This is a genomic window from Streptomyces sp. NPDC008137 (assembly GCF_042957035.1).
Taxonomy (GTDB): domain Bacteria; phylum Actinomycetota; class Actinomycetes; order Streptomycetales; family Streptomycetaceae; genus Streptomyces.
On record NZ_JBIBHN010000001.1, the window covers coordinates 481,538 to 504,976 of the forward strand.

Here is a 23,439-nt window from a genome sequence, read left to right on the forward strand (position 1 = left end):
AGGGTGAGCCTCGCACTGACACCGCTCCCCCGCCGCCTCCTCACGCTGACGCCGGTCCTGCCCGTGGTGGCCGTACCCGCCCTGCTGGCCCTGCCGCGCACGCCCGACGGCGCGGGGCCCGCCGACGTGCTCTCCGGGCTCGTGGTGATCTACTGCGTGATCCGGCTGCTGCGCGAGCGGCGGCGCCCGCTGTCGCCCGTCGCGGCCGTGGTGCTGGGCCTTCCGGTCGTGGGCCTCGCGCTCGCCGCCATGGGGGCGTTCTCGGCCGAGGCCGGGCTGACCGGCCTCGGCCGCTATCTGCAGACCTTCGTCCTCGTCCCGGCGGCCGTGCTGCTCCTGCTCCGCGACCGGTCCGGCTTCCGGCTGGCGGCCTGGTCCTTCGTGGGGCTCGGGCTGTGTCAGGGGGCCGTCGGCGTCCACCAGTTCGTCACCCGGACCGGCGCCTCCTACCAGGGCGCGAACATCCGGGCGGTGGGCACCTTCGGGCCGCAGGACGTGATGGGCATGGCGACCGCGGTCTCGCTCGGCCTGGTGTGCGCGGTCGGGATCGCGCTGGGGCGGGCGTCCGTACGGCAGCGGGTCGCCGCCGCCGGGTGCGCGCTGGTGCTGATGCTGCCGCTCGCGCTGTCCTTCAGCCGGGGAGCCTGGATCGCGACCGTCCTGACCTGCACCGTGCAACTGGTGCTGGCCGGGTTGCGGCGGGCGCTCAAGGTGGCCGCGGCCGCGGTCGCCTCGGGCGTGATCCTGGTGGGCGGCTTCGGCGTGGGCTCGGCGCTGCTGCAGCAGCGGATCGACAGCATCGCGCAGGTCGCGGACACCCCCGACCAGTCCGTCGTCGACCGGTACACCCTGTGGGCGTCCGCCACGGACATCTGGCGCGGGCATCCGCTGACCGGCGTCGGGCTGAAGGGCTTTCCCGAGTACCGGGACGGGCACGCCACGCTGGCGCTGTCGTCGGGCAGCGAGACCGACGGCGCGGGAGCGGCGTACCAGCGGCAGCCGCTGCTGTCGCCGCACAACATGTATCTGCTGGTGCTGAGCGAGCAGGGCCTGATCGGGCTGCTCGCCCTCGCCGGGAGCTGGCTGGCGCTGCTGGTGTGCGGGGTGCGGCGACTGCTGCGCGTGCGCGACCGCGGCCCGGGGCTCGACTGCGGGCTCGTCGCCTGCGGGCTGCTGGTCTGGCTGCTGACCGACTTCGCGTACGGGGACATCGGCGGTCCCGCGACCGTACTGATCGCCGTGGGCATGGGGCTCGTGGCGTGGTGGGCGCTGTCCGGCGACGCGCGTGCGGACGTCGCGGACCTGCCCCGGGCAGGGGTGCCGGAGCGCGCCGAGGAGGCCATGGCGCGATGACGGTGGTGCCTTCGCAGACCCCCGGTCCCGAGACGGACGACGCGGCGACCGTGCCCCCGGCGCGTGCCGGTGCCGCCGTCAAGGCCGGGGACGGTGTCACGGCCGGGGACGGTGTCACGGCCGGGGACGGTGTCACGGCCGGGGACGGTGTCACGGCCGGGGACGGTGTCACGGCCGGGGACGGTGCCGACCCGGCGGCCTCGGTGTCGGCGCCTGTCTCCGGGAGCTTCCTGGCCAGGGCCGCGCTGGTGACGGCGTCGCTGTCCATCGCCGGCTCGCTGCTCGGCCTGGTGCGCGACCAGTCGCTGGCGCGGCTGTTCGGTGCCGGGAGCGACACGGACGCCTTCCTGGTCGCCTGGACCGTGCCGGAGTTCGCCGCCACGCTGCTCATCGAGGACGGGCTGGCGATCGCGCTGATCCCGGCGTTCAGCATGGCGCTGGCCCGCCGCGCCCGGGGCGCCCCGGGCGACCCGGTCCGTGACCTGGTCGGCGCCACCCTGCCCCGGCTGTGCCTCGCCCTGACCGCGGTGGCCGCGCTGGTCGCCGGCACCGCTCCCTATCTGGTCCGGGCCCTGGCCCCGGGCCTGCCCGACCCGGGGCTCGCCGTCGACTGCACCCGGATCACGGCGACCTGTGTGCTGGCCTTCGGACTCGCCGGGTACTGCAGCGCCGCCCTGCGGGCCCACCGCTGCTTCCTCGCACCCGCGGCGATCTACGTCGCCTACAACACCGGCATCATCGCCTCGATGTTCCTCCTCGCCGAGGGCTGGGGCGTGCGCTCCGCAGCGGTCGGGGTGGCGGCGGGCGGCTGTCTGATGGTGGCCGTGCAGGTGCCGTCGCTGTGGCGGCGACTGGCCTCGCCCGCGCAGCCGCTCGCCAAGGCCGGGGCCGTCGTCGAGGAGCGGCCGATGCAGGTCGCGCTGGTCGCCGCCGTCCTGCTCTTCGCGCTGTGCCGCCAGTCGCAGGTCCTCGCCGAGCGCTTCCTCGCCTCCGGTCTGCCCGCCGGCGCCATCTCGCATCTGAACTACGCGCAGAAGGTCGCCCAGATCCCGATGACGCTGTCGCTGATGGTGTGCACGGTCACCTTCCCGGTGGTGGCGCGGGCGCTCGCCGAGGGCGACACGGCACGGGCCCGCAGCCGTGTGGAGCGGGACCTGGCGCTCGCCGCCGCTCTGGTGCTGCTGGGCATGTGCGCGGTGATCGCCTGCGCCCCGCAGATGATCGAACTGCTCTTCCAGCGGGGCGCGTTCACCGCGGGCGATACCGAGGCGACGGCGGACGTCATGCGCGTCTACGCCCTCGGACTGCTGGGCCAGACGCTCGTGGGAGCTCTGGTCCGCTCCTACTTCTCGGCGGGCCGGGCCACCTGGTATCCCCTGGGCGCGATGACGGCGGGCATCGCGGTGACGTCCGTCATCGGCGCCGTGACCGTGCACTCCTGGGGCGTGGCAGGGATCGCCGCCGCCAACGCGCTGGGCATCACCGTCACGGCCGCCCTGCTGCTCGCCGGGCTGCGCACGGGCCGGATCGACAGCCCGCACAGCGTCTCGGTCCGTGTCCCGCAGGTCCTGGCCGAGCTGGGCAGACTGGCGGGCGCGGCCGTCGTCGCCACGCTCGCGGGGGCGTTCGCCGCGAGCCGGCCGGACTCCCCGGCGGCGGGCCTCGCGGCCGGCTCCCTGACCGTGACCTTCGTCTTCGTCCCGCTCTCCTGGGCCCTCGGTGCCCAGGGCTCCGCGTCCGCTCTGCGCTCCCTACGCGCCGTCACACGAAGGCTCGCACATGGCCGCTTCCGTTGATTCCCTCGACACCGGCAGACCCCCGGCCCCGCACAGGGGCCCCGTCCCCTGGGTGGCGATGTACCACTCGGTGGGCGACTGCTCCGACGACCCGTACCGCATCACGGTCACGCCCGAGCGGCTCGACCGGCAGCTGGCGTGGCTGCGCCGCCGGGGGCTGCGGGGCGTGTCCGTGGCCGAGCTGCTCGCCGCCCGAGCCCGGGGCGAGGCACGGGGCCTGGTCGGGCTCACCTTCGACGACGGGTACGCCGACTTCGTCACCGAGGCCCTGCCGCTGCTGCGCCGCCACGACTGCCGCGCGACCCTCTTCGTGCTGCCCGGCCGGCTCGGCGGCGAGAACGCCTGGGACCCGCTCGGCCCGCGCAAGCCGCTGCTGACCGCCGACGGCATCCGGCACGCGGCCGCCGAGGGCGTGGAGATCGGCTCGCACGGACTGACGCACGTCGACCTCACCCGGGCGGACAACCTCACCCTCAGGGCGGAGGTCGGGGAGAGCCGGGCGCTGCTCACGGAGCTGACCGGCGCCTGGGTCGACGGCTTCTGCTATCCGTACGGCACGGTCGACGCCCGTGCCGTCGAGGCCGTACGGGAAGCGGGATACACCTACGCCTGCGCCATCGACCCGGGTCCGCTGACCGGTCCGCACGCCCTGCCGCGTGTGCACGTGGGCCAGAACGACACGGCGATGCGCCTGCACCTCAAGCACCGTCTGCACCGGCTGCGCCGGCGCCCGGTGGAGGGCCTGTGAGATGAGGGCTCTGCACATCATCACCGGGCTCGGCGTCGGCGGCGCCGAGCAGCAGCTGCGGCTGCTGCTGCGTCATCTGCCCGTCGACTGCGACGTCGTGACGCTCACCAACCCCGGCGCGGTCGCCGACGGCCTCACCGCCGACGGGGTCCGCGTCACCCATCTCGGCATGGGCGGCAACCGTGACCTGGGCGCACTGCCGCGGCTTGTCCGGCTGATCCGCGCCGGCGGCTACGACCTGGTGCACACGCACCTGTACCGGGCCTGTGTCTACGGGCGGTTCGCGGCACGCCTCGCCGGAGTCCGGGCGGTCGTGGCCACCGAGCACTCCCTGGGCGACTCCCAGATGGAGGGCCGCAGACTGACGGCGGGGGTGCGCCGGCTGTACCTCGCCAGCGAGCGGCTCGGTTCGGCGACGGTCGCCGTCTCCCCGACGGTGGCCGGCCGCCTGGAGCGCTGGGGCGTGCCCGCGCCGCGCATCGAGGTCGTCCCCAACGGCATCGACCTGGACCGGTTCCGCTTCGACGCGGAGCGGCGCGAGGACACCCGCCGCCGGCTCGGCGTGCCGGAAGGGGCGTGGGTCGTCGGCGGGGTCGGCCGGCTCAGCCGGGGCAAGCGGTTCGACGTCCTCGTCCGCGCGCTCACGCTGCTCCCGAAGGACCACTGGCTGCTGCTGGTGGGCGGCGGCCCCGAGGAGCCCTTCCTGCGCCGCACGGCCCAGGAGGCCGGTGTGGCCGGGCGTGTGGTGTTCACCGGGGAACGTCCCTACCTGCCCGACGGTTCGTCAGGACCCGACCTGCCCTCGCTCACCTCGGCGATGGACCTGCTCGCCTCCCCGTCCGCCGAGGAGGCCTTCGGCCTGGCGGCCGTGGAGGCACTGGCGGCGGGTCTGCCCGTGCTCTACGCCTCCTGCCCGGCCATCGAGGACGTACGGCCGCCCGCCGCCGGTGTCCGGCGGGTGACCGGCGGCCCCGAGGCGTACGCCCGCGCGATCGCCGAGGTCCGGGCGGCCGGTGCCCGGCCGCGCACGGCATCGGAGGTCGCCCGGCACTACAGCATCACCCACTGCGCGGCCCGTCTCACGGACGTGTACGCGGCAGCGGTCTCCAGTTCGACGTCCCCCTCTTCCCCCGCCCCTTCCCCTTCGTCTCCGGGAGCCGACTCCTCATGACCGACACTCCGATCCGTCAGCACCGCCTGTCCCTGGCCCGCCTCAGGGAGCTTCCCCTGTGGTCCGTGGTCGCGGCCGGCACCCTCGCCGGGGGCCTGCTCGGCGGTGCGTACGGCCTGCTCACCCCCGCGACGTACACGGCCACCAGCTACGTCATCGCGGTGCCCGCGGGGAAGGCCTCGCCGGACGCCGCCCTCGGGTTCGCCCAGGCGTACGGCCGGGTCGCCACGCAGCTCGCGGTGCTCGGGGACGCGCAGGTGTACGCGGGCGTGCCGGTGCGCATCCTGCAGCGCAGTGTGCGCACGGCGACGTCGCCGGACGCGCCGATGGTCGCCGTCTCCGCCACCTCCTCGCAGCCGGGCCTCGCCGTCGACATGGCCAACGCGGTCACCCGTTCGCTGACCCGGCACGCGGACGACACCCGGGGCAACACCCACGTACGGCTCGTGCAGTTCTCGCGGGCGGTGGAGCCGAGCGAGCCGACCTCCACGTCGACGGCGGTGACCGGTCTGGTCGGGGCGAGCGCGGGCGGTCTGCTGGGCGGGCTGGCCCTGCTGGCGCGGCCGAGGAGGAACGGCCAGGAGGAGGAGCCCGCCCCGGCCCCCTCGGTGCCGAGCCCGGCCGCCGCCGCCGATGTCCGCGGACAACGGTGACGGCGGCGGGCCTCGTCACATCAGCCGGACTACCACCAGTCGAAGCGCAGGCAGAGCTTCCCGCCCAGCCACTCCTCCACCCAGCTGCCCAGGTCCAGCGGCGTGCAGTCCGCCGGGGGCGGCGGGGTGCCGGGCGGGGTCGGCTTCGGCGTGGGCGCGAGGGGGGGGGTCGACTGGCCGGTGCGGCCGAACAGGACGGACCGGTAGAGCTGGGACGACTTCGGGTTGGCCCCGCACTGCCACACGCCGTGCGGGCAGTAGTCGGTCAGCGTGTTGTAGAGCGGCTTGTGCTCCTCCATCCAGGCGAGCATGTCCCGCATGTAATCGGCATTGTCACCGTTGCGGAAGAGCCCCCATTCCGGATAGGAAATGGGTTTGCCGTGAGCCTTGGCGAAATCCACGTGGTCCTGCAACCCGTAGGGCTCTTTCACCTGTTGTTCGAACGACATCCCGGCAGGCTGGTCATAGGAATCCATGCCAATGATGTCGACCGTGTCGTCCCCCGGATAGCATTTCGTCCAGGGAACGGCGTCGCGGCCACGGCTCGGCGTGAAATCGAACCGAAATTCCTGGCCCGGCACGGAACGCATGGTGGTGACGATCCTGTTCCAGTACTTCTTCCAGGCCTCCGGGTCCGGCCCACAGCGATGGGTGTACGTGGTGCCGTTCATCTCCCAGCCGAGCACGAGGACCGTGTCCGGCACCTTCAACTCCACCAGCCGCTCGGCGAGGGTCCGGAAGTGGTGATCGAACTCGCCGGCCGCGCCCCGCTGCAGCAGCCGCCGGACCTCGCTGTCGGAGACGCCCTCCTCGTTGCGCTCCTGCATGGGGACGTTGAGGACGAGCATCCGGTCGGCCTTCTTGTTCCGCCAGTGCGCCCACACGTCCAGGAACCCGGGAGCGCCCTCGATGTCGCGCCAGCGGTGGCCCGGCAGATAGGTGTGGCCGGCGCGCAGCTCCGTACCGCCCAGCCAGTGGCTGAACAGCGGCATCCGGGCCACGCCGCGGGCGTCGGACTTGAGGAAGACACCGAAGGCCGGGGCCTCCTCGGCCGCCGCCGGGGTGGTGGCGGCCGGGACCGGCGTGGACGGCTGGGGGACGGCCGGCGACGCGAGGGCCGAGGGCGTGGGCACGGGCGGTGGCGGTGGGGTGGGCGCCGGGGCCCTGGGTTCGGCGGCTCGCGCCACGCCCGCCCCGGCCACGGGGCCGGACGCCAGGGCGGCCGAGGCGGCGACCGCCGCCGCCCCCAGGGCCAGCCGGCGGACCCCGGCCCGCTTGTGCTGTGGGGCCATGCCTGCTCCATTCTTCACTCTCGTCCGGACCACTGCCCACGCTTTTGTTATTGACGGGCAGTCATATGAAGTCAGTCATAGAAAGGCCAATGACGCCACTGCCGTTGCGGCTTTCGAGTGCCGTGCTCGCCCGTGCGGGTGAGCCGATCGGAAAAGAAAGAGAGAATTCGTGTCGCTGCTCGACACCCGCGTCCCCGCCGTAGTAATGCGGATCGACCGGAACCCTTTTCATCACGGCACGCTGGGGGCCGCGCGTTCGCTCGGCAGGGCGGGCGTGGACGTACATGTCGTCGCGGATTCCGCGGGAAGTCCCGTCGGCGCGTCACGATATGTACGCCATATGCATTCCCCGCCGCTCCCGGGAGCGTCTCCGGACGACGTCCTCGCCGTGCTGCGCCGCGTGGCCGAGCACATCGGGCGGCCCGCGGTCCTGATCCCGATGGACGACGCGACCGCGATCGCCGTGAGCCGGACGCGGGACGAACTCGCGCCCTCCTACCTGCTTCCGGCGATGCCGAACGCCCTGGCCGAGCGTGTCGCCGACAAGGCGGAACTGGCCGCCGTGTGCGCGGCCGTCGACGTCCCGTACCCGGAGACACTGGTCCCGGACAGCGCGGCGGAGGTCGCCGACGCCATGCGGCGCCTCGGGCTGCCGGTGGTGGCGAAGTGGAGCCGGCCCTGGCTGCTGCCCGCCGGCAGCGGGCTGCGCTCCACGGTGCTGGTGCGGTCCGTGCAGCAGGCCCGGGAGCTGTTCCTGCGCACCGGCGAGGCGGGCAGCCGGATGCTGCTCCAGGCGTATCTGGCGCCGGGGCCGGACCGGGACTGGTTCTTCCACGGCTACGCCGACCACGCGGGGAATGTGCGCGGGGGCGGTCCCGGCCGCAAGCAGCTGGCCTGGCCGCGCGGGGCGGGGCTGACCGCGGTGGGCTGCTGGACGCCCAACTCCCAGGTGCAGGCGCTGGCCGAGCGGCTCGTCGACGCGCTGGGCTACCGGGGCATCCTCGACCTCGACTTCCGCCGCTGCGGCACGACGGGCCGCTACCACCTGCTCGACTTCAACCCCCGCACCGGCGCCCAGTTCCGGCTCTTCGCGGACGGCGCGGGCCTGGACGTCGTACGGGCCCTGCACCTGGACATGACGGGCCGTCCGCTGCCGGACGGGTCGCCGCTGGCCGGGCGGAGCTTCGTCGTGGAGAACTACGCGCCGCTGGCCGCCCTGAGCGCGGCGCCGGGCGGACGCGACCGCGAACTGGCCTGGTACGCGGCCGACGACCGCTCCCCCGGACGGGTCATGTGGGCCCTGTGGTGCCGGCATGTGTCCCGCCGGCTGCGTGAACGGCTGGGCACGACGACGCCGACGGCGGCGCCGGCGCTGATCCCCCGGGCCGCCTCGCCCTCCCTGACCGACAACGAGAAAGCGAGCAGTTGATGGTGTACGACCTTCTGGTGGTGGGCGCAGGCCCGTACGGCCTGTCGATCGCGTCCCACGCCGCGGCCGCCGGGCTGAACCTGCGCGTGTTCGGCCGGCCCATGGCGTCCTGGCGCGACAACATGCCCCGCGGCATGTTCCTGAAGTCGGAGCCGTGGGCGTCCAACCTCTCCGACCCGGCCGGGCGGTGGCGGCTGGACGTCTACTGCGCGGAGCAGGGACTGACGGCGCGTCACGCGAAGCCGATCCCGGTCGAGGCGTTCGCGCAGTACGGCCTGTGGTTCGCGCGCAACGCCGTACCCGGCGTGGACGAGCGCATGGTGACCCGGGTGGCGGCCGGGCCAGCCGGCTTCACGGCGGTCGCCGAGGACGGCGAGGAGGTGCAGGCGCGGGCGGTGGCCCTGGCGGTCGGTGTGATGCCGTTCGTCGAGGTACCCCAGGCCCTGCGCGGACTGCACCCCGCGCTGGTGACGCACAGCAGCCACCACAGCGACCTGGAACGCTTCCGCGGCAAGGACGTCACGGTGATCGGCGGCGGCCAGGCCGCTCTGGAGACGGCGGCGCTGCTCGCCGAACAGGGCACGCGGGTCCGGGTGCTGGCCCGGGCGGAACAGCTGGTGTGGAACGACGTGCCGCCGCCCTGGGAGCGCCCCTGGTGGCAGTCGGCCCGCTCCCCGCACAGCGGCCTCGGCCCCGGCTGGCGGAACTGGTTCTACGCGGAGCGCCCGGGCCTGTTCCGGCGGCTGCCGGAGCCGACCCGGGCCCGTATCGCGACCACCGCGCTGGGACCGGCCGGGGCGTGGTGGGTGCGGGACCGGGTCGAGGGTGTGGTGGAACTGCTGCCGGGCCATGAGGTGGCCGCGGCCTCCGCGGTGCCGGGCGGGGTCCGGCTGGACACGGTGAGCCGTACGGGCGCCCCGCGCAGCCTGGAGACCGAACACGTCATCGCCGCCACGGGATTCCGGGCGCGCTGCGACCGGCTCGGACTGCTCGCGCCCGAGCTGCGCGGCTCGCTCGCGGCACTGCCGGACGGCTCCCCGGAGGTCGGGCACGGCTTCGAGTCCTCCCACCCGGGCCTGTTTCTCGCGGGCCTGGTGACGGCCTCGGGCTTCGGCCCGGCCATGCGCTTCGTGCAGGGCGCGGCCTTCACGGCGTCGACGCTCGTCGGAGGCGTACGCCGACGGCTCGGTGCGATGCCCGCGGCCGGCACCGTCCCCGCGCCCGTGGACGGCAACCGGACCGAGTCGCCCTCGCCGGTGCACCGCTGACGGCACATCGCACGGTGGCCCAGGGCCGCTGACGGCTACGGAGCCGTCAGCGGCCCGTTTTCCTGCGCGGGACCCGTGGCCGGGGCCTGCGGGTGCCTGGACGGCCGACACCCCCCGGATCGCGATCGACGGGGGGTGCGGACGGTGCGGTGTGCGGGTGCCGGACGGTCGCGTCCGGCACCCGGGATCGGCTAGCGGGACGAGCTGGTGCGCCCGCGGCGGTACATCATCACTCCGCCGACGATCAGGGCGGCGCTGGCGGCCGACGCGGCGGCCAGGGCCTCACTGCCGGTCTCGGCGAGCTGGGGCAGCGGGCCCTCCTCGACTTCCGCTTCCTCGGTGACGGAGGAGTCCTCGGTGTCCGGCGTGGAGCCCGTCGGCTCGTCCTCGTCCGGGGTGGGGACTTCCTTGGCCGGAGGCGTCTTCTCCTCGTCCGTCGACGGGGTGTCGTGGCCGTGGTCGTGGCCGTAGCCGCCGCCGGACGACTCGTTCTCGCAGTCGTTGCCGTACGTCGAGTTGAGCGCCGCGCCGCCGTCGACGGAGTTGCCGCACGCGTTCAGGGGCAGATCGACCGGCGCCTGCACGTTGTTCCCGGAGAGCACGCCCGGGGACCCCTTCGTGACCGCCGACGCGTCCGCGCCCGCGCCCCCGTCGTGGTGCTTGGGCTTGTGCGAGGTGTTCTTGCAGGAGTTGCCGATCGCCTTGTTGAGCGCCGCGAGTCCGTTGACCGTGTTGCCGCACAGGTTCACCGGCACGTGGACCGGCACCTGCACGCTGTTACCGGAGGCAACGCCCGGGGAGTCCTTCGCCACGCCCGACGCGTCGGCGTCAGCCAGGGCGGGGCTGCCGTACAGGGACAGAATCCCCGTGGCGGCGGCCGCCGCGAACGCTCCCTTGCTCAGGGTCTGTCGCAATGTAGTCGTCCTCCTGCTTGAAGAATGGGGCAGCGGTGAAAGATCGCAGCGCTGCCCGCTCCACTGCCTCATCAACCCGGCGCGGGAGGATTGGTTCCGCAGGTTCACCCGGTTGGCCCGCCGCGCGGCCCGAGGGCGAGAGGCTTCTCAGCCCCGCCTGCTGGCCGCCTGCTCGATGGTGTCGGCGAGTTCGTCCACGGCCCCGTCCCCGGTGCGGTCGGCCAACGCACGGGCTCGGTCGGCGAGTTCACCGAAGCCGGCCGGGGCTCCCGGGACACTGTCTTCTCCTGTGCGGAGGGCGTCGGCGAACCAGGCCGCCACCGCGGTGACCTGGAAGCGGCTCGGGGCGTCCCGCAGGGAGTCGTGGAGGGCGTCGGCCTCGAGGTCGCCGGACTCCTCGTGGGGGTCGCGGGTGTCCGGGTCGAGCCAGCGGACGGTGGCCGTGGCGAGATGGCCCTCGGTGCCCGGCTCGGTGCGGACGGCGTACAGGGCGGTGACGGTGTGGCCGGGGCCGACCTCGCCGCCGTCGACCCGGTCGTCGCGGAAGTCCTCGTCGGCGACGCGGCGGTTGTCGTAGCCGATCAGGCGGTACTCCTCGACGGTCGCGGGGTCGAAGGCGACCTGGGCCTTGGCGTCGCGGGCGGTGAGGTCGATGTGGCGCGGGAGTTGCTCGCAGAAGACCTTGCGGGCCTCTTCGCGGTCGGACACGTAGACGGTGTGGCCGTCGCCCTTGTCGGCGAGGTTCTCCATGAGGGCGTCGCCGTAGTCGCTGCCCACGCCGACGCCGAAGAGGGTGATGCCGTGCTCGCGGCGTTCGCCGGAGATCCGCTCCAGGATGGCGTCGGCGTCGGTGTCACCGGTGTTGGCGAGGGCGTCGGAGACCAGGACGACCCGGTTGGTGGCGCCCTCGCGCAGGCCTTCGACGGCCTCCTCGTAGCCGGTCTCGACGCCCGCGCCGAGGTTGGTGGAGTTCTCGATCTCCAGTTCGTCGATGGCGTCGTGGATCTCGTCGCGGTTGCCGTCGAGGCGGGTCATGGGCAGGACGGTCTCGGCCTCGTCGCTGAAGGTGACGAGGGCCACCGAGTCGTCGTCGCGCAGCCGGTCCGTCATCACGGAGAGGGACTCCTGGGCGAGGTCCAGACGGCCCGCCTCGGCCATGGAGCCGGAGACGTCGATGACGAAGGTGAGGGCGGCGGGCGGGCGTTCGCCGGTGCGTTCCGCGGAGCGGGTGGCGAGGCCGACGCGGACCAGGGACCAGTCCTCGTCGGAGGTGCGGGCGCCGTCGACGGTGACCGAGAAGCCGTCCCCGTCCGGGCGTTCGTAGTCCTGGCGGAAGCTGTTCACGAACTCCTCGGGGCGGACCGTCAAGGGGTCGGGGAACCGGCCGTCGGCGAGGGCGCGGCGGGCGTAGTCGTATGAGGCGGTGTCGACGTCGAGGGCGAAGGTGGAGAGGTGGCGGGGGTTCTCCCGGCGGTGGTCCTCCTGTTCGCTGAGTTCGTCGCCGTGGGTGGGGGTGGTCAGGCCCGGGCTGTAGCCGTCGCGGTCGGCCGCCTTGCCGCCTCCGCTGCTGTCGGCGCCTGAGCTGCACGCGGTGAGCAGGAGTCCGCTCGCCGCCGTGAGCGCGAGCAGTATTTTTCGTGTCCGGTACCGCTCCATCGTCCGTGCCCCCTGGGTCCGTCTGTGTCGGCTTCTTGCGACTGTGACGGCGCAGGGGGTCGGAACGTGCGGTACGGAGCGTTGCGGAAGCGTCTCGAAGCGGCCACGGAGACCGGCCTTCGAGACCGGTGGGTGATCCTCCGTTGACCTAGGAAACGACGTCCTTGCGCGCGAAACCCCGGAAGGCCAGGGCGAACAGCACGAGCGCGTACGTTATGGAAATCGAGGTGCCCTGGATCATGTCCGACCACTCCAGCTGCGGGCGGACGGCGTCGAGCCAGGCGTACTGCCAGTGCGCGGGCAGGAAGTGGCGCCAGTCGCCGAGGGCCGTCACCTCGTCGAGGACGCTGCCGATGATGGTCAGGAACACCGCGCCGCCGACCGCGCCGAGCGGGGCGTCCGTCCGGGTCGAGAGGTAGAACGCGAGGGCCGCGGTGACCAGTTGGGACACCATGATGTACGCGACGACGATCAGGATGCGCTGGGCCGACGTGCCCGTGGACAGACTGCCGCCGGTGGGGAGTTCGAGCGGGCCCCAGCCGTAGGCCGCGGTGCCGACGGCGAGGGCGACGACCGGGAGCAGGACCATCGCCGCGAGGCTCAGGCTGAGTCCGACGGCGAGCTTGGACCACAGCAGCCGGGCCCGGGGCACGGGCGCCGCGAGCAGATAGCGCAGGGAGGACCAGCTGGCCTCCGAGGCGACCGTGTCGCCGCAGAACAGGGCGACGGGGATGACGAGCAGGAACCCGGCGGCGGAGAACAGGTTGACCGCCGCGAAGTTCGCCCCGGACGCGGTCGCCGTGTCCATGAGGTTGACGCGGTTGTTGTTGCCGCCGGGGTTGCCGCCGACCTGGAAGGCGATCAGCAGGATGATCGGCAGGGCGAACAGGACGCCGCCCATGACCATGGTGCGGCGCCGCTTCAGCTGGCGGACCAGCTCGACGCGGAAGGGCAGGGTGCGGCCCGCGCGGTAGCCGTCGGCGACCTCGACGGGAGGCTCGGCGAGCGTGCTCATGCTTCGGCTCCGATCAGGGTGAGGAAGGCGTCCTCCAGGCGGCGGTGCGGGCCGACCGACCGCACCGGCACGTCCAGCCGTACGAGTTCGGCGACCAGGCGCTGCGGGGAGCCGTCGGCGTCGAGCTGGACCAGGATTCCCTCGTCGGTGCGCACGGCCGAGGCGACGCCCGGCAGGGCGGTGACCTTCTCCACGACGGGGTCGTCCACGGGCGTGGCCGTGCCGACCAGAAGCGTGTCGCCCGAGCCGACGATGTCCTCGACCGGGCCCGCCTGGACGAGCTGTCCGTGGTCCATCACGACCAGGTGGGTGCAGGTCTGCTCCACCTCAGCGAGGAGGTGGCTGGAGACGATGACCGTGCGGCCGGCTGCGGCGTAGCGGATCATCACCTCGCGCATCTCGCGGATCTGGGGCGGGTCCAGGCCGTTGGTCGGTTCGTCGAGGATGAGCAGGTCCGGCAGGCCGAGCATGGCCTGGGCGATGGCGAGGCGCTGGCGCATGCCCTGGGAGTAGGTGCGCACCGCGCGGGCGAGCGCGTCGCCCAGGCCCGCGATCTCCAGGGCCTCCTCCATGTGCGCGTCCTCGGCGGGGCGGCCGGTGGCGCGCCAGTACAGCTCCAGGTTCTCGCGCCCGGACAGGTGCGGCAGGAAGCCGGCGCCCTCGACGAAGGCGCCGACCCGGGAGAGGACCGGGGCACCCGCGCTGATGGCGTGGCCGAAGACGCGGATCTCGCCGCCGTCCGGCTTGATCAGGCCCATCAGCATGCGCAGGGTGGTCGTCTTGCCCGCTCCGTTGGGGCCGAGCAGTCCCAGCACCTGGCCCTTCTCCACGCGGAAGGACAGGTCCTTGACGGCGTACCGGTCGGAGGACTTGGCGTAGCGCTTGCTCAGGTCGGTGATCTGGAGGGGGACCTCGGCGAGCTCGGGCTCGGGCGGGGCGGGGGCCGCGGTGCGGCGGCGGCCCGTGATGATCAGGGCCAGGGCGATCACGGCGCCGGCGATCGGCATCCACCACACCCAGGCGGGCAGCCCGCCCTCGGTGTCGCGCTGGCCGAGGGCCGAGGGGACCTTCAGATCGCCCTTGAGGGAGACGGTGTACGTCGCCGGGGAGACCGGGGAGGCGTAGCCGAGGTCCGTCGAGGCGAGGACCAGGCGCAGCCGGTGGCCGTCGTCGATCTCGTGGTCGATCGCCGGGAGGGTGATGGTGACGTCCTTGCCCGCCTTGGCGCCCTCGACCCTGAGGGGCGTGACGAGCTGGGACGGCAGGACCTGCTGGGAGCCGCCGCCGGGGCCGACGTCGTAGACCTTCGCGAAGAGCACGGCGTCGTCGCTGGTGGACTTCACGTGGACGGTGGCGGTGGGCGAGCCGGTGATCTGGACGTCTTCGCTGAAGGGCTTCGACTCGAACGCGGCGAACTGGCCGGGGAAGTCGAGCGAGATGCCGATGCCGAGCGTGGAGAGCTGGCTGAGACCGCCGGCACCGCCGAGGCCGGGCAGGGCGGAGACGCCGGGCGGGCTGGCGCCGGGCGGGTTGTCGAAGGTCTGCTCACGTCCGGCCAGGGCGATGGAGCGCTGCTCGGCCTCCAGGCCGGGGTAGCGGTCCGAGGTCACGCCGGTCAGGCGGGGTTCGCCGTCGCCGGAGCCCGTGCCGAGGGTGCGGGTGACGCGGAAGGCGGGGCCGGTGTCGGCGGCCTTGTCGTCCTTCAGGTAGCGGTCGAACCAGGTCGTGACGCGGTCCTGGACGCGGCCGGTCTCCATGTCGCCGCCGTCGTGGCCGCCCGCGATCCAGTCGACGTCGACGGGGGCGCCGCCCGCTCGGATGGCCTTCGCGGCCTGGTCGGCCTGGCCGAGCGGGAAGAGGGAGTCCGACTGGCCCTGCATCAGCAGGGTCGGCACGTCGATGTCCTTCCCGACGGCGGACGGCGAGCGCTCCTCCAGCATCTTGCGCGCCTCGGCGTCGGGCTTGCCCGACTCGGCGACCCGCTCGTACATCCGGCACAGCGCGGGCTCGAACTTCTCGCAGCCGCCGCCGGAGTTGACGAAGATGCCGGCCCACAGCTTCTTGAACACGCCGTTCGGGAACAGCGCGTCGGCGAGGTTCCAGTACGTGATCGCCGGGGCGATGGCGTCGACGCGGTCGTCGTGGCCCGCCGTGAGCAGGGCGATCGCGCCGCCGTAGGAGCCGCCGGCCATGCCGACGCGGGGGTCGCCCTGCTTGTCGAGCTCGACCTGGGGCCGCTTCGCCAGCCAGTCGATGAGCTTCGAGACGTCGGCGACCTCGCCCTTCGGGTCGTTCAGGCCGATCTTCCCGTTCGACTTGCCGAAGCCGCGTGCCGACCAGGTCAGGACGGCGTACCCGTCTCTGGCGAGGCCCTCGGCCTGCTGCCGTACGTCCTTCTTGCTGCCGCCGAAGCCGTGGCCGAGCAGCACGGCGGGGCGGCGGCGGTCTCCTCCGGAGGTGAAGAACGAGGTGTCGACGCGCACCCCGTTCCCCATGTCCTGGACCCGGTCGGAGCGGTGGACCGGGGGCGTCTCGTCGTCCGCGACGGCCGTCCACGTTCCCGCGCCCGCGAGCACGACGACGGCGGCCCCGGCGGCGAGGAGCCTCCGGGGTCGCCGAAGCAGCCCGTTCAGTCCGGGCAGTCGAAGATCCATGCGTCAACGGTACGGGGTGAACCTGTCGAACAGTTGTCGACCGGAGGCCGATGTGCGGGCCATTCCAGGGGTGTACACAGGGTTCCGGCGTACTGCGGGTGGTGTATGGCTTCGAGCTCGGCGGGGGCCGTGCGTCGCCGGGTAGCGGGTGCGTTGGGGTTGTTCGCGCAGTTCCCGCGCCCCTGAGGGGCGCCCCTCAGAGCGCCCCCGGAGAAAAGACCTCAGTGGTTGCGCGGGAAGCCCAGGTCCACGCCCGCCGGGGCGTCGGCCGGGTCCGGCCAACGGGTGGTGACGACCTTGCCGCGGGTGTAGAAGTGCGTGCCGTCGTTGCCGTAGATGTGGTGGTCGCCGAAGAGCGAGTCCTTCCAGCCGCCGAAGGAGTGGTAGCCCACGGGGACCGGGATCGGGACGTTGATGCCGACCATGCCGGCCTCGACCTCCAGCTGGAAGCGGCGGGCGGCGCCGCCGTCCCGGGTGAAGATCGCGGTGCCGTTGCCGAACGGCGAGGCGTTGATGAGGTCCAGCGCCTCCTCGTAGGTCTCGGTGCGCAGCACGGTCAGCACCGGACCGAAGATCTCGTCCTGGTAGGCCTTCGCGGAGGTGGGGACCTTGTCGAGGAGCGAGATGCCGATCCAGTGGCCGTCCTCGAAGCCGTCTACGGTGTAGCCGGTGCCGTCGAGCACGACCTCGCAGCCCTCGGCCGCCGCGCCCTCGACATACGAGGCCACCTTGTCGCGGTGCACGGCGGTGATCAGCGGGCCCATCTCGGAGGTCGGGTCGTTGCCGGGCCCGATCTTGATCTTCTCGGCGCGCTCGCGGATCTTCTCCACCAGTTCGTCGCCGATCGAGCCGACCGCGACGACGGCGGAGATGGCCATGCAGCGCTCGCCCGCGGAGCCGTAGGCGGCGGAGACGGCGGCGTCGGCCGCGGCGTCCAGGTCGGCGTCGGGGAGGACCAGCATGTGGTTCTTGGCACCGCCCAGGGCCTGGACGCGCTTGCCGTTCGCCGAGGCCGTGGTGTGGATGTAGCGGGCGATCGGGGTCGAGCCGACGAAGGAGACGGCCTTGACGTCCGGGTGCTCCAGCAGGCGGTCGACGGCCACCTTGTCGCCGTGGACGACGTTGAAGACGCCGTCCGGCAGGCCTGCCTCCGACAGCAGCTCGGCGATCTTCAGGGATGCCGACGGGTCCTTCTCGGAGGGCTTGAGGACGAAGGTGTTGCCGCAGGCGATGGCGATGGGGAACATCCACATCGGCACCATCGCCGGGAAGTTGAACGGCGTGATGCCCGCGACGACGCCGAGCGGCTGGCGGATCGACGATACGTCCACGCGGCTCGCCACCTGCGTCGACAGCTCGCCCTTCAGCTGCACGCTGATGCCGCAGGCCAGGTCGACGATCTCCAGACCGCGGGCCACCTCACCGAGCGCGTCGGAGTGCACCTTGCCGTGCTCGGCGGTGATCAGCTCGGCGATGGCGTCCCGGTTGGCGTCCAGCAACGCCCGGAACTTGAAGAGGATCGAGGTCCGCTGCGCCAGCGAGGACTGGCCCCAGGTGGCGTAGGCCTCCTTGGCGGCGGCGACCGCCGCGTCCACCTCGTCCACCGAGGCGAACGCGACCTTCGTCGTCACCGCGCCGGTCGCGGGGTCGGTCACCGGCCCGTGCGTGCCCGAGGCGCCTTCGACGGTCTTGCCGCCGATCCAGTGGTTGACGATCTTCGTCATGGCCGGGAACTCCTTCACAGATGGCGGCGTCGGGTGGAGACGTGCCGTTCGTACAGCTCACGTGCCTTGACCGCGGACGGCCGTGTCGCGGTCTCGGCCACAGGTACATCCCACCAGGCCTGGGCGGGAGGCGCGCCCGACACTGTGTCTGCCGTTTGGGTCTCGACGTAGACACATGTGGGAGTGTCGGCGGCCCGGGCCTCGGCGAGGGCCTCGCGCAGGTCCCGGACGGTCTTCGCGCGCAGGACGCGCATGCCGAGGCTGGCCGCGTTGGCGGCGAGGTCGACCGGCAGCGGCGACCCGGTGTACGTGCCGTCCTCGGACGGGTAGCGGTAGGCGGTGCCGAACCGCTCGCCGCCCACCGACTCGGAGAGGCCGCCGATGGACGCGTAGCCGTGGTTCTGGATGATCAGGACCTTGATCGCGATGCCCTCCTGCACGGCCGTCACGATCTCGGTCGGCATCATCAGATACGTGCCGTCGCCGACCAGCGCCCACACGGGCCGGTCGGGAGCGGCCAGCTTCACTCCGATCGCGGCCGGGATCTCATAACCCATGCAGGAGTAGCCGTACTCCAGGTGGTACTGGTCCCGCGAGCGGGTCCGCCACATCTTGTGCAGGTCGCCGGGGAGGGAACCGGCCGCGTTGATCAGGATGTCGGAGTCGTCGACGAGGGCGTCCAGGACGCCGAGGACCTGCGGCTGGCTGGGGCGGGTGTCCGGTTCGTCGACTTCGTAGCAGGCGTCGACGCGTTGCTCCCAGCGCTCCTTGTCCTCGGTGTACTCGGTGGCGTAGGAGCCGGCGACGCGGTGGGCGTGCGGGCGGAGGGCCTCGGTGAGTTCCGTCAGGCCGCTGCGGGCGTCGGCGACGAGGGGGTGCCCGGCGAGCTTGTGGCCGTCGTAGGGGGCGATGTTGAGGTTGAGGAACCGGACGTCCGGGTTCGAGAAGAGGGTGCCGGAGGCCGTCGTGAAGTCGGTGTACCGGGTGCCGACGCCTATCACCAGGTCGGCGGTGCGGGCGAGTTCGTCGGCCGTGGCCGTGCCGGTGTGGCCGATGCCGCCCACGTCCTGGGGATGGTCGTGCCGCAGGGAGCCCTTGCCGGCCTGGGTTGAGGCGACCGGGACGCCGGTGGCCTCGGCGAACTCGGCGAGTGCCTCCTCGGCGCGGCTGTGGTGGACGCCGCCGCCCGCGACGACCAGGGGCCTCGCCGCCGAGCGGATGATCCGTACCGCCTCGGCGAGTTCCGTCGGGTCGGCGCCGGGACGTCGCACGGTCCAGACGCGCTCGGCGAAGAACTCCTCCGGCCAGTCGTAGGCCTCGGCCTGCACGTCCTGGGGCAGGGCGAGGGTGACGGCGCCGGTCTCGACCGGGTCGGTGAGCACGCGCATCGCGTTCAGCGCGGAGGGGATCAGGGCCTCGGGCCGGGTGATCCGGTCGAAGTACCTCGACACCGGGCGCAGGCAGTCGTTGACCGACACGTCGCCCGCGTACGGCACCTCGAGCTGCTGCAGGACCGGGTCGGCGGGGCGGGTGGCGAAGATGTCGCCGGGCAGGAGCAGCACCGGCAGGTGGTTGATGGTCGCGAGGGCGGCGCCGGTGACGAGGTTGGTGGCGCCCGGGCCGATGGAGGTCGTCACCGCGTGCGTGGAAAGTCGGTTGGACTGCCGCGCGTAGCCGACCGCCGCGTGCACCATGGCCTGTTCGTTGCGGCCCTGGTGGTACGGCATCGCCTCGGGGTACTCCAGCAGCGCCTGGCCGATCCCGGCGACGTTGCCGTGGCCGAAGATGCCCCAGGTGGCGCCGATGAGCCGCTGCCGTACGCCGTCACGCTCGGTGTACTGGGCGGACAGGAAGCGCACGAGCGCCTGTGCGACCGTCAGCCTCGTGGTCATCGGTGTCCCTCCCGGCTGGTGTGGGGCCTGGTGTGGGGGACCTCCGGCGCGGGGCCGTAGCGGGCGGGGAGTTGTCGCTCGCTCTTCGCTCCTGCCAAAGCAAAGCGGCCTCCCGCGCCGGAGGCGATCTGGGCCCGGGCGTGCGCACACACGCTCTCCCCGCCCGGGAAGGGAGAGTGCTCCTTGAGGACGTACGGCTGACCGGTCATCAGGCGGCCCTCACAGCAGTCCGACGGCGGTGTCCACGGCGGCGGTCACGTCACCGTCCGCCGGGTACAGCAGCGAACGGCCGACCACCAGCCCGCGCACGGTGGGCAGTTGCAGCGCGCCGCGCCACTTCTCGTACGCCCCGGCCTGCTCCTCGGGGGAGCCGCCCACCTCGCCGCCGAGCAGTACGGCGGGCAGCGTGGAGGCCGCCATGACCTCGGCCATGTCGTCGGGGTTCGCGGTGACCGGCACCTTCAGCCAGGTGTAGGCCGAACTGCCGCCGAGGCCCGAGGCGATGGCGATGGACTTGGTGACGGCCTCGGCGGAGAGGTCGTTGCGGAGCCGGCCCGTCTCGTCGCGGCGGGAGATGAACGGCTCGACGAAGACGGGCAGCCGCCGGGCTGCCATGGCGTCGATCGCGCGGGCGGTGGACTCCAGGGTGGTGAGGGAGCCCGGGTCGTCGTAGTCGATGCGCAGGAGCAGCTTGCCCGCGTCGAAGCCGAGGCGCTCGATGTCCTCGGGGCGGTGGCCGGTGAAGCGGTCGTCGAGTTCGAAGCTCGCGCCCTGGAGGCCGCCGCGGTTCATGGAGCCGAGGACGACCTTGCCGTCGAGGGCGCCGAGCAGCAGCAGGTCGTCGAGGATGTCGGCGGTTGCGAGGACGCCGTCCACGCCGGGGCGGGACAGGGCCAGGCAGAGGCGTTCGAGGAGGTCGGCGCGGTTGGCCATGGCCATGCTGTGGCCGCCGACACCGAGGGCGCCGCGGGCCGGGTGGTCGGCGGCGACGATCATCAGCCGGCCGTTGTCGTTCAGCAGGGGCCGGCGGGGGCGGCGGGCGGCGGCCTCGGCGATGGCCTCCGGGTGGTGGCTGCGGATGCGGACGAGTTCGGAGACGTCGACGGTCACTTGACGGCCCCCGCGGTGACGGCCGCCTCGATCTCGCCCGGGGTGGGCATCGCGGAGGAGCACTCCAGGCGGGAGGCGACGATGGCGCCGGCGGCGTTGGCGTGCCGCATGGTCTTCTCCAGGTTCCAGCCGGCCAGGAGGCCGTGGACCAGGGAGCCGCCGAAGGCGTCTCCCGCGCCGAGGCCGTTGAGGACGTTCACGGGGAGCGGAGGCACCTCGGCTTGCTCCCCCTCGCTGTTGACGGCCAGGACACCCTTGGGGCCCTGCTTGACGACGGCCAGTTCCACACCCGCGTCGAGCAGGGCGCGGGCGGCGGCGTGGGGTTCGCGCACGCCGGTGGCGACCTCCACCTCGTCGAGGTTGCCGACCGCGACGGTGGTGTGGCGCAGGGCCTCCGCGTAGAAGGGGCGGGCCGCTTCGGGGTCTGTCCAGAACATCGGGCGCCAGTCGAGGTCGAAGACCGTCGTGCCGGACTTGGCCCGGTGGGCGAGGGCCGCGAGGGTCGCCGTGCGGCTCGGTTCCTCGCTCAGGCCCGTGCCGGTGACCCAGAAGACACGGGCGTCGCGGAGGGCGTCGAGGTCGAGCTCGTGGGCGTCGATCTCCAGGTCGGGGGCCTTGGGCCGGCGGTAGAAGTACAGCGGGAAGTCGTCCGGCGGGAAGACCTCGCAGAAGGTGACCGGGGTGGGCAGGCCGGGGACCGGGGTGACCCAGCGGTCGTCCACGCCGAAGTCCTTCAGGGCCTCGTGGAGGTAGGTGCCGAAGGGGTCGTCGCCAGTACGCGTGATCACCGCGGTCCGCCGTCCCAGGCGGGCCGCGGCGACCGCGACGTTCGTCGCCGAGCCGCCGAGGAACTTGCCGAAGGACGTGACCTGCGGCAGCGGGACGCCCGTCTGGAGCGGATACAGATCCACTCCGATCCGCCCCATGGTGATCAGGTCGTACGCCATCGGATACCCCTCGGTGTCGGCTCTCCCCGGTGTTGTAGCCCCCTTCGCGAAGCCCTGTCAATGTTTTGTCCGGACATTCGGACCAGATCATGACAGCGCTTTCCGCGTGCCCTGGTCCGGGTCCCACGGTTCCGTGGGGTTCAGGCCTCGGTGTCGGTCTCGGTGCCGGTCTCCGTGTCGGCCTCGGTGTCGGCCTCGGTGCCGGTCTCCGTGTCGGCCTCGGTGCCGGAGGTGCTGGGGCGTCTTTGCCCCGGCTGTGTCACAAACACCCGCTTCCTGTCACACGTGTCGCAAGGACGCGGGCCTTCCGTCACACCTGGCGCACAGGCCCTGCCCGCTGCCGCCGGGTGTCGTTGACCCGGCACAGGCTTTGTTGATCGCCAGCGCGGCGCCCGGCTCCCCCTGACGGCCCTCCCGCCGTCCCCGGGCTCGCGCGGGGAGGTGCACGTCATGACCGACCGAAAGCTCTGGTCCTACAAGGAGATCGCGGCACACATCAAGGTGCAGCCGGACACCGTGCGGTCCTACCGCAAGCACGGCCTGCTGCCACCGCCCGACCATGTCGAGAGCGGCAAGCCCTACTGGTACGCCGACACGGTCCGGGCCTGGGTCGCCTCCAGGCCCGGCAACCGGGGGCGCAGAGACGACTGACCGCTCGTCGCCGAGGCGCCGGGGTGCGGGGGCGTCAGCTCCACGGCTCGATGACCGTGGCCCCCGCTCCCGGCGCCGTTCCCATCTCCGCCAGCGCGGCCGGGACCTCGTCCAGTGAGATGCTGGACGTCACCAGCAGGTCGGGCCGCAGTACCCCGCCGCGGACCAGCTCCAGCATCGGCGGGTAGCTGTGCGCCGCCATACCGTGGCTGCCGAGGAGTTCGAGTTCCAGGGCGATCACGCGGGCCATCGGGACGGGCGTCGTGCCGGCCGGTGAGGGCAGCAGACCGACCTGGACGTGCCGGCCGCGGCGGCGCAGGCCGTTGACGGAGGCGGCGCAGGTGTCCGGTGAGCCGAGGGCGTCGAGCGAGAGGTGGGCGCCGCCGCCGGTCAGGTCGCGGACCGCCGCCGCGGTGTCCGGCACGGCAGTCGCGTCCAGGCACCGCGTGGCTCCGAACTTCCTCGCCAGGTCCAGTGCCCGCGCCGACACGTCGACGGCCACGACCCGCGCTCCCGACGCCGCCGCGATCATCACCGCCGAGAGCCCGACCCCGCCGCAGCCGTGCACCGCGACCCACTCCCCCGCCGCGAGACGCCCCTGCCGCACCACCGCCCGGTACGCCGTGGCGAACCGGCAGCCGAGGGAGGCCGCCGTCGCGAAGGACATGTCCTCGGGGAGCGCCACGAGGTTCACGTCGGCGTGGTCCAGCGCCACGTACTCGGCGAAGGAGCCCCAGTGGGTGAAGCCGGGCTGGGTCTGGCGCTCGCACACCTGGTGGTCGCCCGCCGCGCAGGAGGGACAGGTGCCGCAGGCGCAGATGAACGGCACGGTCACCCGGTCGCCGGGCCGCCATCCGGTCACCCGGGCGCCCACCGCCTCGACGACACCGGCGAGTTCATGCCCGGGCACATGCGGCAGGGCGATGTCCGGGTCGTGGCCCTGCCAGCCGTGCCAGTCGCTGCGGCACAGGCCGGTGGCCTCGACCCGCACGACGACCCCGTGCTCCGCGGGCTCCGGATCGGCCACATCCCGCACCTCGGCCGTCTCCCCGTACCGCTCGAACACCACGGCCCGCATGGTCACCCGCCCTTTCGTTCACGCCCGGTTCGCGCATGTCCGGTTCGCGCATGTCCGGTTCGCGCATGTCCGGTTCGCGCATGTCCGG

19 protein-coding genes and 1 pseudogene are annotated in these 23,439 nt (G+C 73.0%); 8 read left to right on the forward strand and 12 right to left on the reverse strand.

The window, feature by feature from the left end; translation table 11 throughout:
* Positions 1-3 precede the first annotated feature (3 nt).
* The 5 genes from ACFZBT_RS02090 to ACFZBT_RS02110 are packed head-to-tail and all read left to right on the forward strand — an operon-like array spanning position 4 to position 5,721.
* The gene (locus tag ACFZBT_RS02090) at positions 4-1,353 is read left to right on the forward strand and encodes an O-antigen ligase family protein (protein WP_391097639.1); all 1,350 of its coding nucleotides are present in this window, start codon (positions 4-6) and stop codon (positions 1,351-1,353) included.
* Positions 1,350-3,149: a lipid II flippase MurJ gene (gene murJ / locus ACFZBT_RS02095; protein ID WP_391097640.1), complete on the forward strand. Its 1,800-nt coding sequence runs from the start codon at positions 1,350-1,352 to the stop codon at positions 3,147-3,149. The genes ACFZBT_RS02090 and murJ overlap by 4 nt, the downstream gene beginning before the upstream one ends.
* The gene (locus tag ACFZBT_RS02100) at positions 3,133-3,897 is read left to right on the forward strand and encodes a polysaccharide deacetylase family protein (protein WP_391097641.1); all 765 of its coding nucleotides are present in this window, start codon (positions 3,133-3,135) and stop codon (positions 3,895-3,897) included. Before murJ ends, ACFZBT_RS02100 begins: the two co-directional genes overlap by 17 nt.
* Position 3,898: 1 nt before the next feature.
* On the forward strand, positions 3,899-5,068 hold the full coding sequence (locus ACFZBT_RS02105; protein ID WP_391097642.1) for a glycosyltransferase: 1,170 nt from the start codon (positions 3,899-3,901) through the stop codon (positions 5,066-5,068).
* The gene (locus tag ACFZBT_RS02110) at positions 5,065-5,721 is read left to right on the forward strand and encodes a lipopolysaccharide biosynthesis protein (protein WP_391097643.1); all 657 of its coding nucleotides are present in this window, start codon (positions 5,065-5,067) and stop codon (positions 5,719-5,721) included. The genes ACFZBT_RS02105 and ACFZBT_RS02110 overlap by 4 nt, the downstream gene beginning before the upstream one ends.
* 29 nt (positions 5,722-5,750) lie before the next feature.
* Here the strand turns inward: ACFZBT_RS02110 and ACFZBT_RS02115 are convergent, their stop codons facing one another.
* Entirely contained in the window at positions 5,751-7,013 is a 1,263-nt protein-coding gene (locus ACFZBT_RS02115; RefSeq protein ID WP_391097644.1) for a glycosyl hydrolase, read from the reverse strand.
* Positions 7,014-7,182: 169 nt separating this feature from the next.
* Between ACFZBT_RS02115 and ACFZBT_RS02120 the strand changes: the two genes are divergently transcribed.
* Positions 7,183-8,442, forward strand: a complete 1,260-nt coding sequence (locus ACFZBT_RS02120) for an ATP-grasp domain-containing protein (protein ID WP_391097645.1) — start codon at positions 7,183-7,185, stop codon at positions 8,440-8,442.
* Entirely contained in the window at positions 8,442-9,710 is a 1,269-nt protein-coding gene (locus tag ACFZBT_RS02125) for an NAD(P)-binding domain-containing protein (protein WP_391097646.1), read from the forward strand. The genes ACFZBT_RS02120 and ACFZBT_RS02125 overlap by 1 nt, the downstream gene beginning before the upstream one ends.
* 191 nt (positions 9,711-9,901) lie before the next feature.
* Here the strand turns inward: ACFZBT_RS02125 and ACFZBT_RS02130 are convergent, their stop codons facing one another.
* The 10 genes and pseudogenes from ACFZBT_RS02130 to ACFZBT_RS02175 all read right to left on the reverse strand — a co-directional run bounded on the left by ACFZBT_RS02130 (position 9,902) and on the right by ACFZBT_RS02175 (position 21,885).
* Entirely contained in the window at positions 9,902-10,624 is a 723-nt protein-coding gene (locus tag ACFZBT_RS02130) for a chaplin family protein (protein ID WP_391097647.1), read from the reverse strand.
* 147 nt (positions 10,625-10,771) lie between these two features.
* A complete protein-coding gene (locus ACFZBT_RS02135) occupies positions 10,772-12,280 on the reverse strand; it encodes a von Willebrand factor type A domain-containing protein (protein WP_391097648.1) in 1,509 nt (502 codons plus the stop codon).
* A 148-nt stretch (positions 12,281-12,428) separates the two neighbouring features.
* Positions 12,429-13,295 carry an ABC transporter permease gene (locus ACFZBT_RS02140; RefSeq protein WP_391097649.1) on the reverse strand — a complete coding sequence of 289 codons (867 nt, stop codon included), beginning with the start codon at positions 13,293-13,295 and terminating at the stop codon, positions 12,429-12,431.
* Entirely contained in the window at positions 13,292-15,949 is a 2,658-nt protein-coding gene (locus tag ACFZBT_RS02145; RefSeq protein WP_391097650.1) for an alpha/beta fold hydrolase, read from the reverse strand. The genes ACFZBT_RS02140 and ACFZBT_RS02145 overlap by 4 nt, the downstream gene beginning before the upstream one ends.
* A gap of 221 nt (positions 15,950-16,170) precedes the next feature.
* The gene (gene mmsA, locus ACFZBT_RS02150) at positions 16,171-17,673 is read right to left on the reverse strand and encodes a CoA-acylating methylmalonate-semialdehyde dehydrogenase (protein WP_391097651.1); all 1,503 of its coding nucleotides are present in this window, start codon (positions 17,671-17,673) and stop codon (positions 16,171-16,173) included.
* A gap of 14 nt (positions 17,674-17,687) precedes the next feature.
* Positions 17,688-19,565 carry a 3D-(3,5/4)-trihydroxycyclohexane-1,2-dione acylhydrolase (decyclizing) gene (gene iolD / locus ACFZBT_RS02155; protein ID WP_391097652.1) on the reverse strand — a complete coding sequence of 626 codons (1,878 nt, stop codon included), beginning with the start codon at positions 19,563-19,565 and terminating at the stop codon, positions 17,688-17,690.
* Between the two features lie 35 nt (positions 19,566-19,600).
* A pseudogene (locus ACFZBT_RS02160) lies at positions 19,601-19,705 on the reverse strand (5-deoxy-glucuronate isomerase); the annotation flags it as partial.
* Positions 19,706-19,784: 79 nt separating this feature from the next.
* Positions 19,785-20,675: a deoxyribose-phosphate aldolase gene (locus ACFZBT_RS02165; protein WP_391097653.1), complete on the reverse strand. Its 891-nt coding sequence runs from the start codon at positions 20,673-20,675 to the stop codon at positions 19,785-19,787.
* Complete coding sequence (gene iolC / locus ACFZBT_RS02170) at positions 20,672-21,622, reverse strand: 5-dehydro-2-deoxygluconokinase (protein WP_391097654.1); 951 nt, start codon at positions 21,620-21,622, stop codon at positions 20,672-20,674. The genes ACFZBT_RS02165 and iolC overlap by 4 nt, the downstream gene beginning before the upstream one ends.
* Positions 21,623-21,762: 140 nt before the next feature.
* The gene (locus ACFZBT_RS02175; RefSeq protein ID WP_391097655.1) at positions 21,763-21,885 is read right to left on the reverse strand and encodes a hypothetical protein; all 123 of its coding nucleotides are present in this window, start codon (positions 21,883-21,885) and stop codon (positions 21,763-21,765) included.
* A gap of 187 nt (positions 21,886-22,072) precedes the next feature.
* Between ACFZBT_RS02175 and ACFZBT_RS02180 the strand changes: the two genes are divergently transcribed.
* The gene (locus ACFZBT_RS02180) at positions 22,073-22,273 is read left to right on the forward strand and encodes an AlpA family transcriptional regulator (protein WP_215121270.1); all 201 of its coding nucleotides are present in this window, start codon (positions 22,073-22,075) and stop codon (positions 22,271-22,273) included.
* A 34-nt stretch (positions 22,274-22,307) separates the two neighbouring features.
* Here the strand turns inward: ACFZBT_RS02180 and ACFZBT_RS02185 are convergent, their stop codons facing one another.
* Positions 22,308-23,351, reverse strand: a complete 1,044-nt coding sequence (locus ACFZBT_RS02185) for a zinc-binding dehydrogenase (protein ID WP_391097656.1) — start codon at positions 23,349-23,351, stop codon at positions 22,308-22,310.
* Positions 23,352-23,439: the final 88 nt, after the last annotated feature.

What these genes read in the sequence shown, in the direction of transcription:
- murJ (WP_391097640.1), top strand. Translation starts at nt 1,350, where the DNA reads ATGACGGTGGTGCCTTCGCAGACCCCCGGTCCCGAGACGGACGACGCG.
- ACFZBT_RS02100 (WP_391097641.1), top strand. Translation starts at nt 3,133, where the DNA reads ATGGCCGCTTCCGTTGATTCCCTCGACACCGGCAGACCCCCGGCCCCG.
- ACFZBT_RS02105 (WP_391097642.1), top strand. Translation starts at nt 3,899, where the DNA reads ATGAGGGCTCTGCACATCATCACCGGGCTCGGCGTCGGCGGCGCCGAG.
- ACFZBT_RS02110 (WP_391097643.1), top strand. Translation starts at nt 5,065, where the DNA reads ATGACCGACACTCCGATCCGTCAGCACCGCCTGTCCCTGGCCCGCCTC.
- ACFZBT_RS02115 (WP_391097644.1), bottom strand. Translation starts at nt 7,013, where the DNA reads ATGGCCCCACAGCACAAGCGGGCCGGGGTCCGCCGGCTGGCCCTGGGG.
- ACFZBT_RS02125 (WP_391097646.1), top strand. Translation starts at nt 8,442, where the DNA reads ATGGTGTACGACCTTCTGGTGGTGGGCGCAGGCCCGTACGGCCTGTCG.
- ACFZBT_RS02135 (WP_391097648.1), bottom strand. Translation starts at nt 12,280, where the DNA reads ATGGAGCGGTACCGGACACGAAAAATACTGCTCGCGCTCACGGCGGCG.
- ACFZBT_RS02140 (WP_391097649.1), bottom strand. Translation starts at nt 13,295, where the DNA reads ATGAGCACGCTCGCCGAGCCTCCCGTCGAGGTCGCCGACGGCTACCGC.
- ACFZBT_RS02145 (WP_391097650.1), bottom strand. Translation starts at nt 15,949, where the DNA reads ATGGATCTTCGACTGCCCGGACTGAACGGGCTGCTTCGGCGACCCCGG.
- mmsA (WP_391097651.1), bottom strand. Translation starts at nt 17,673, where the DNA reads ATGACGAAGATCGTCAACCACTGGATCGGCGGCAAGACCGTCGAAGGC.
- iolD (WP_391097652.1), bottom strand. Translation starts at nt 19,565, where the DNA reads ATGACCACGAGGCTGACGGTCGCACAGGCGCTCGTGCGCTTCCTGTCC.
- iolC (WP_391097654.1), bottom strand. Translation starts at nt 21,622, where the DNA reads ATGGCGTACGACCTGATCACCATGGGGCGGATCGGAGTGGATCTGTAT.
- ACFZBT_RS02180 (WP_215121270.1), top strand. Translation starts at nt 22,073, where the DNA reads ATGACCGACCGAAAGCTCTGGTCCTACAAGGAGATCGCGGCACACATC.
- ACFZBT_RS02185 (WP_391097656.1), bottom strand. Translation starts at nt 23,351, where the DNA reads ATGCGGGCCGTGGTGTTCGAGCGGTACGGGGAGACGGCCGAGGTGCGG.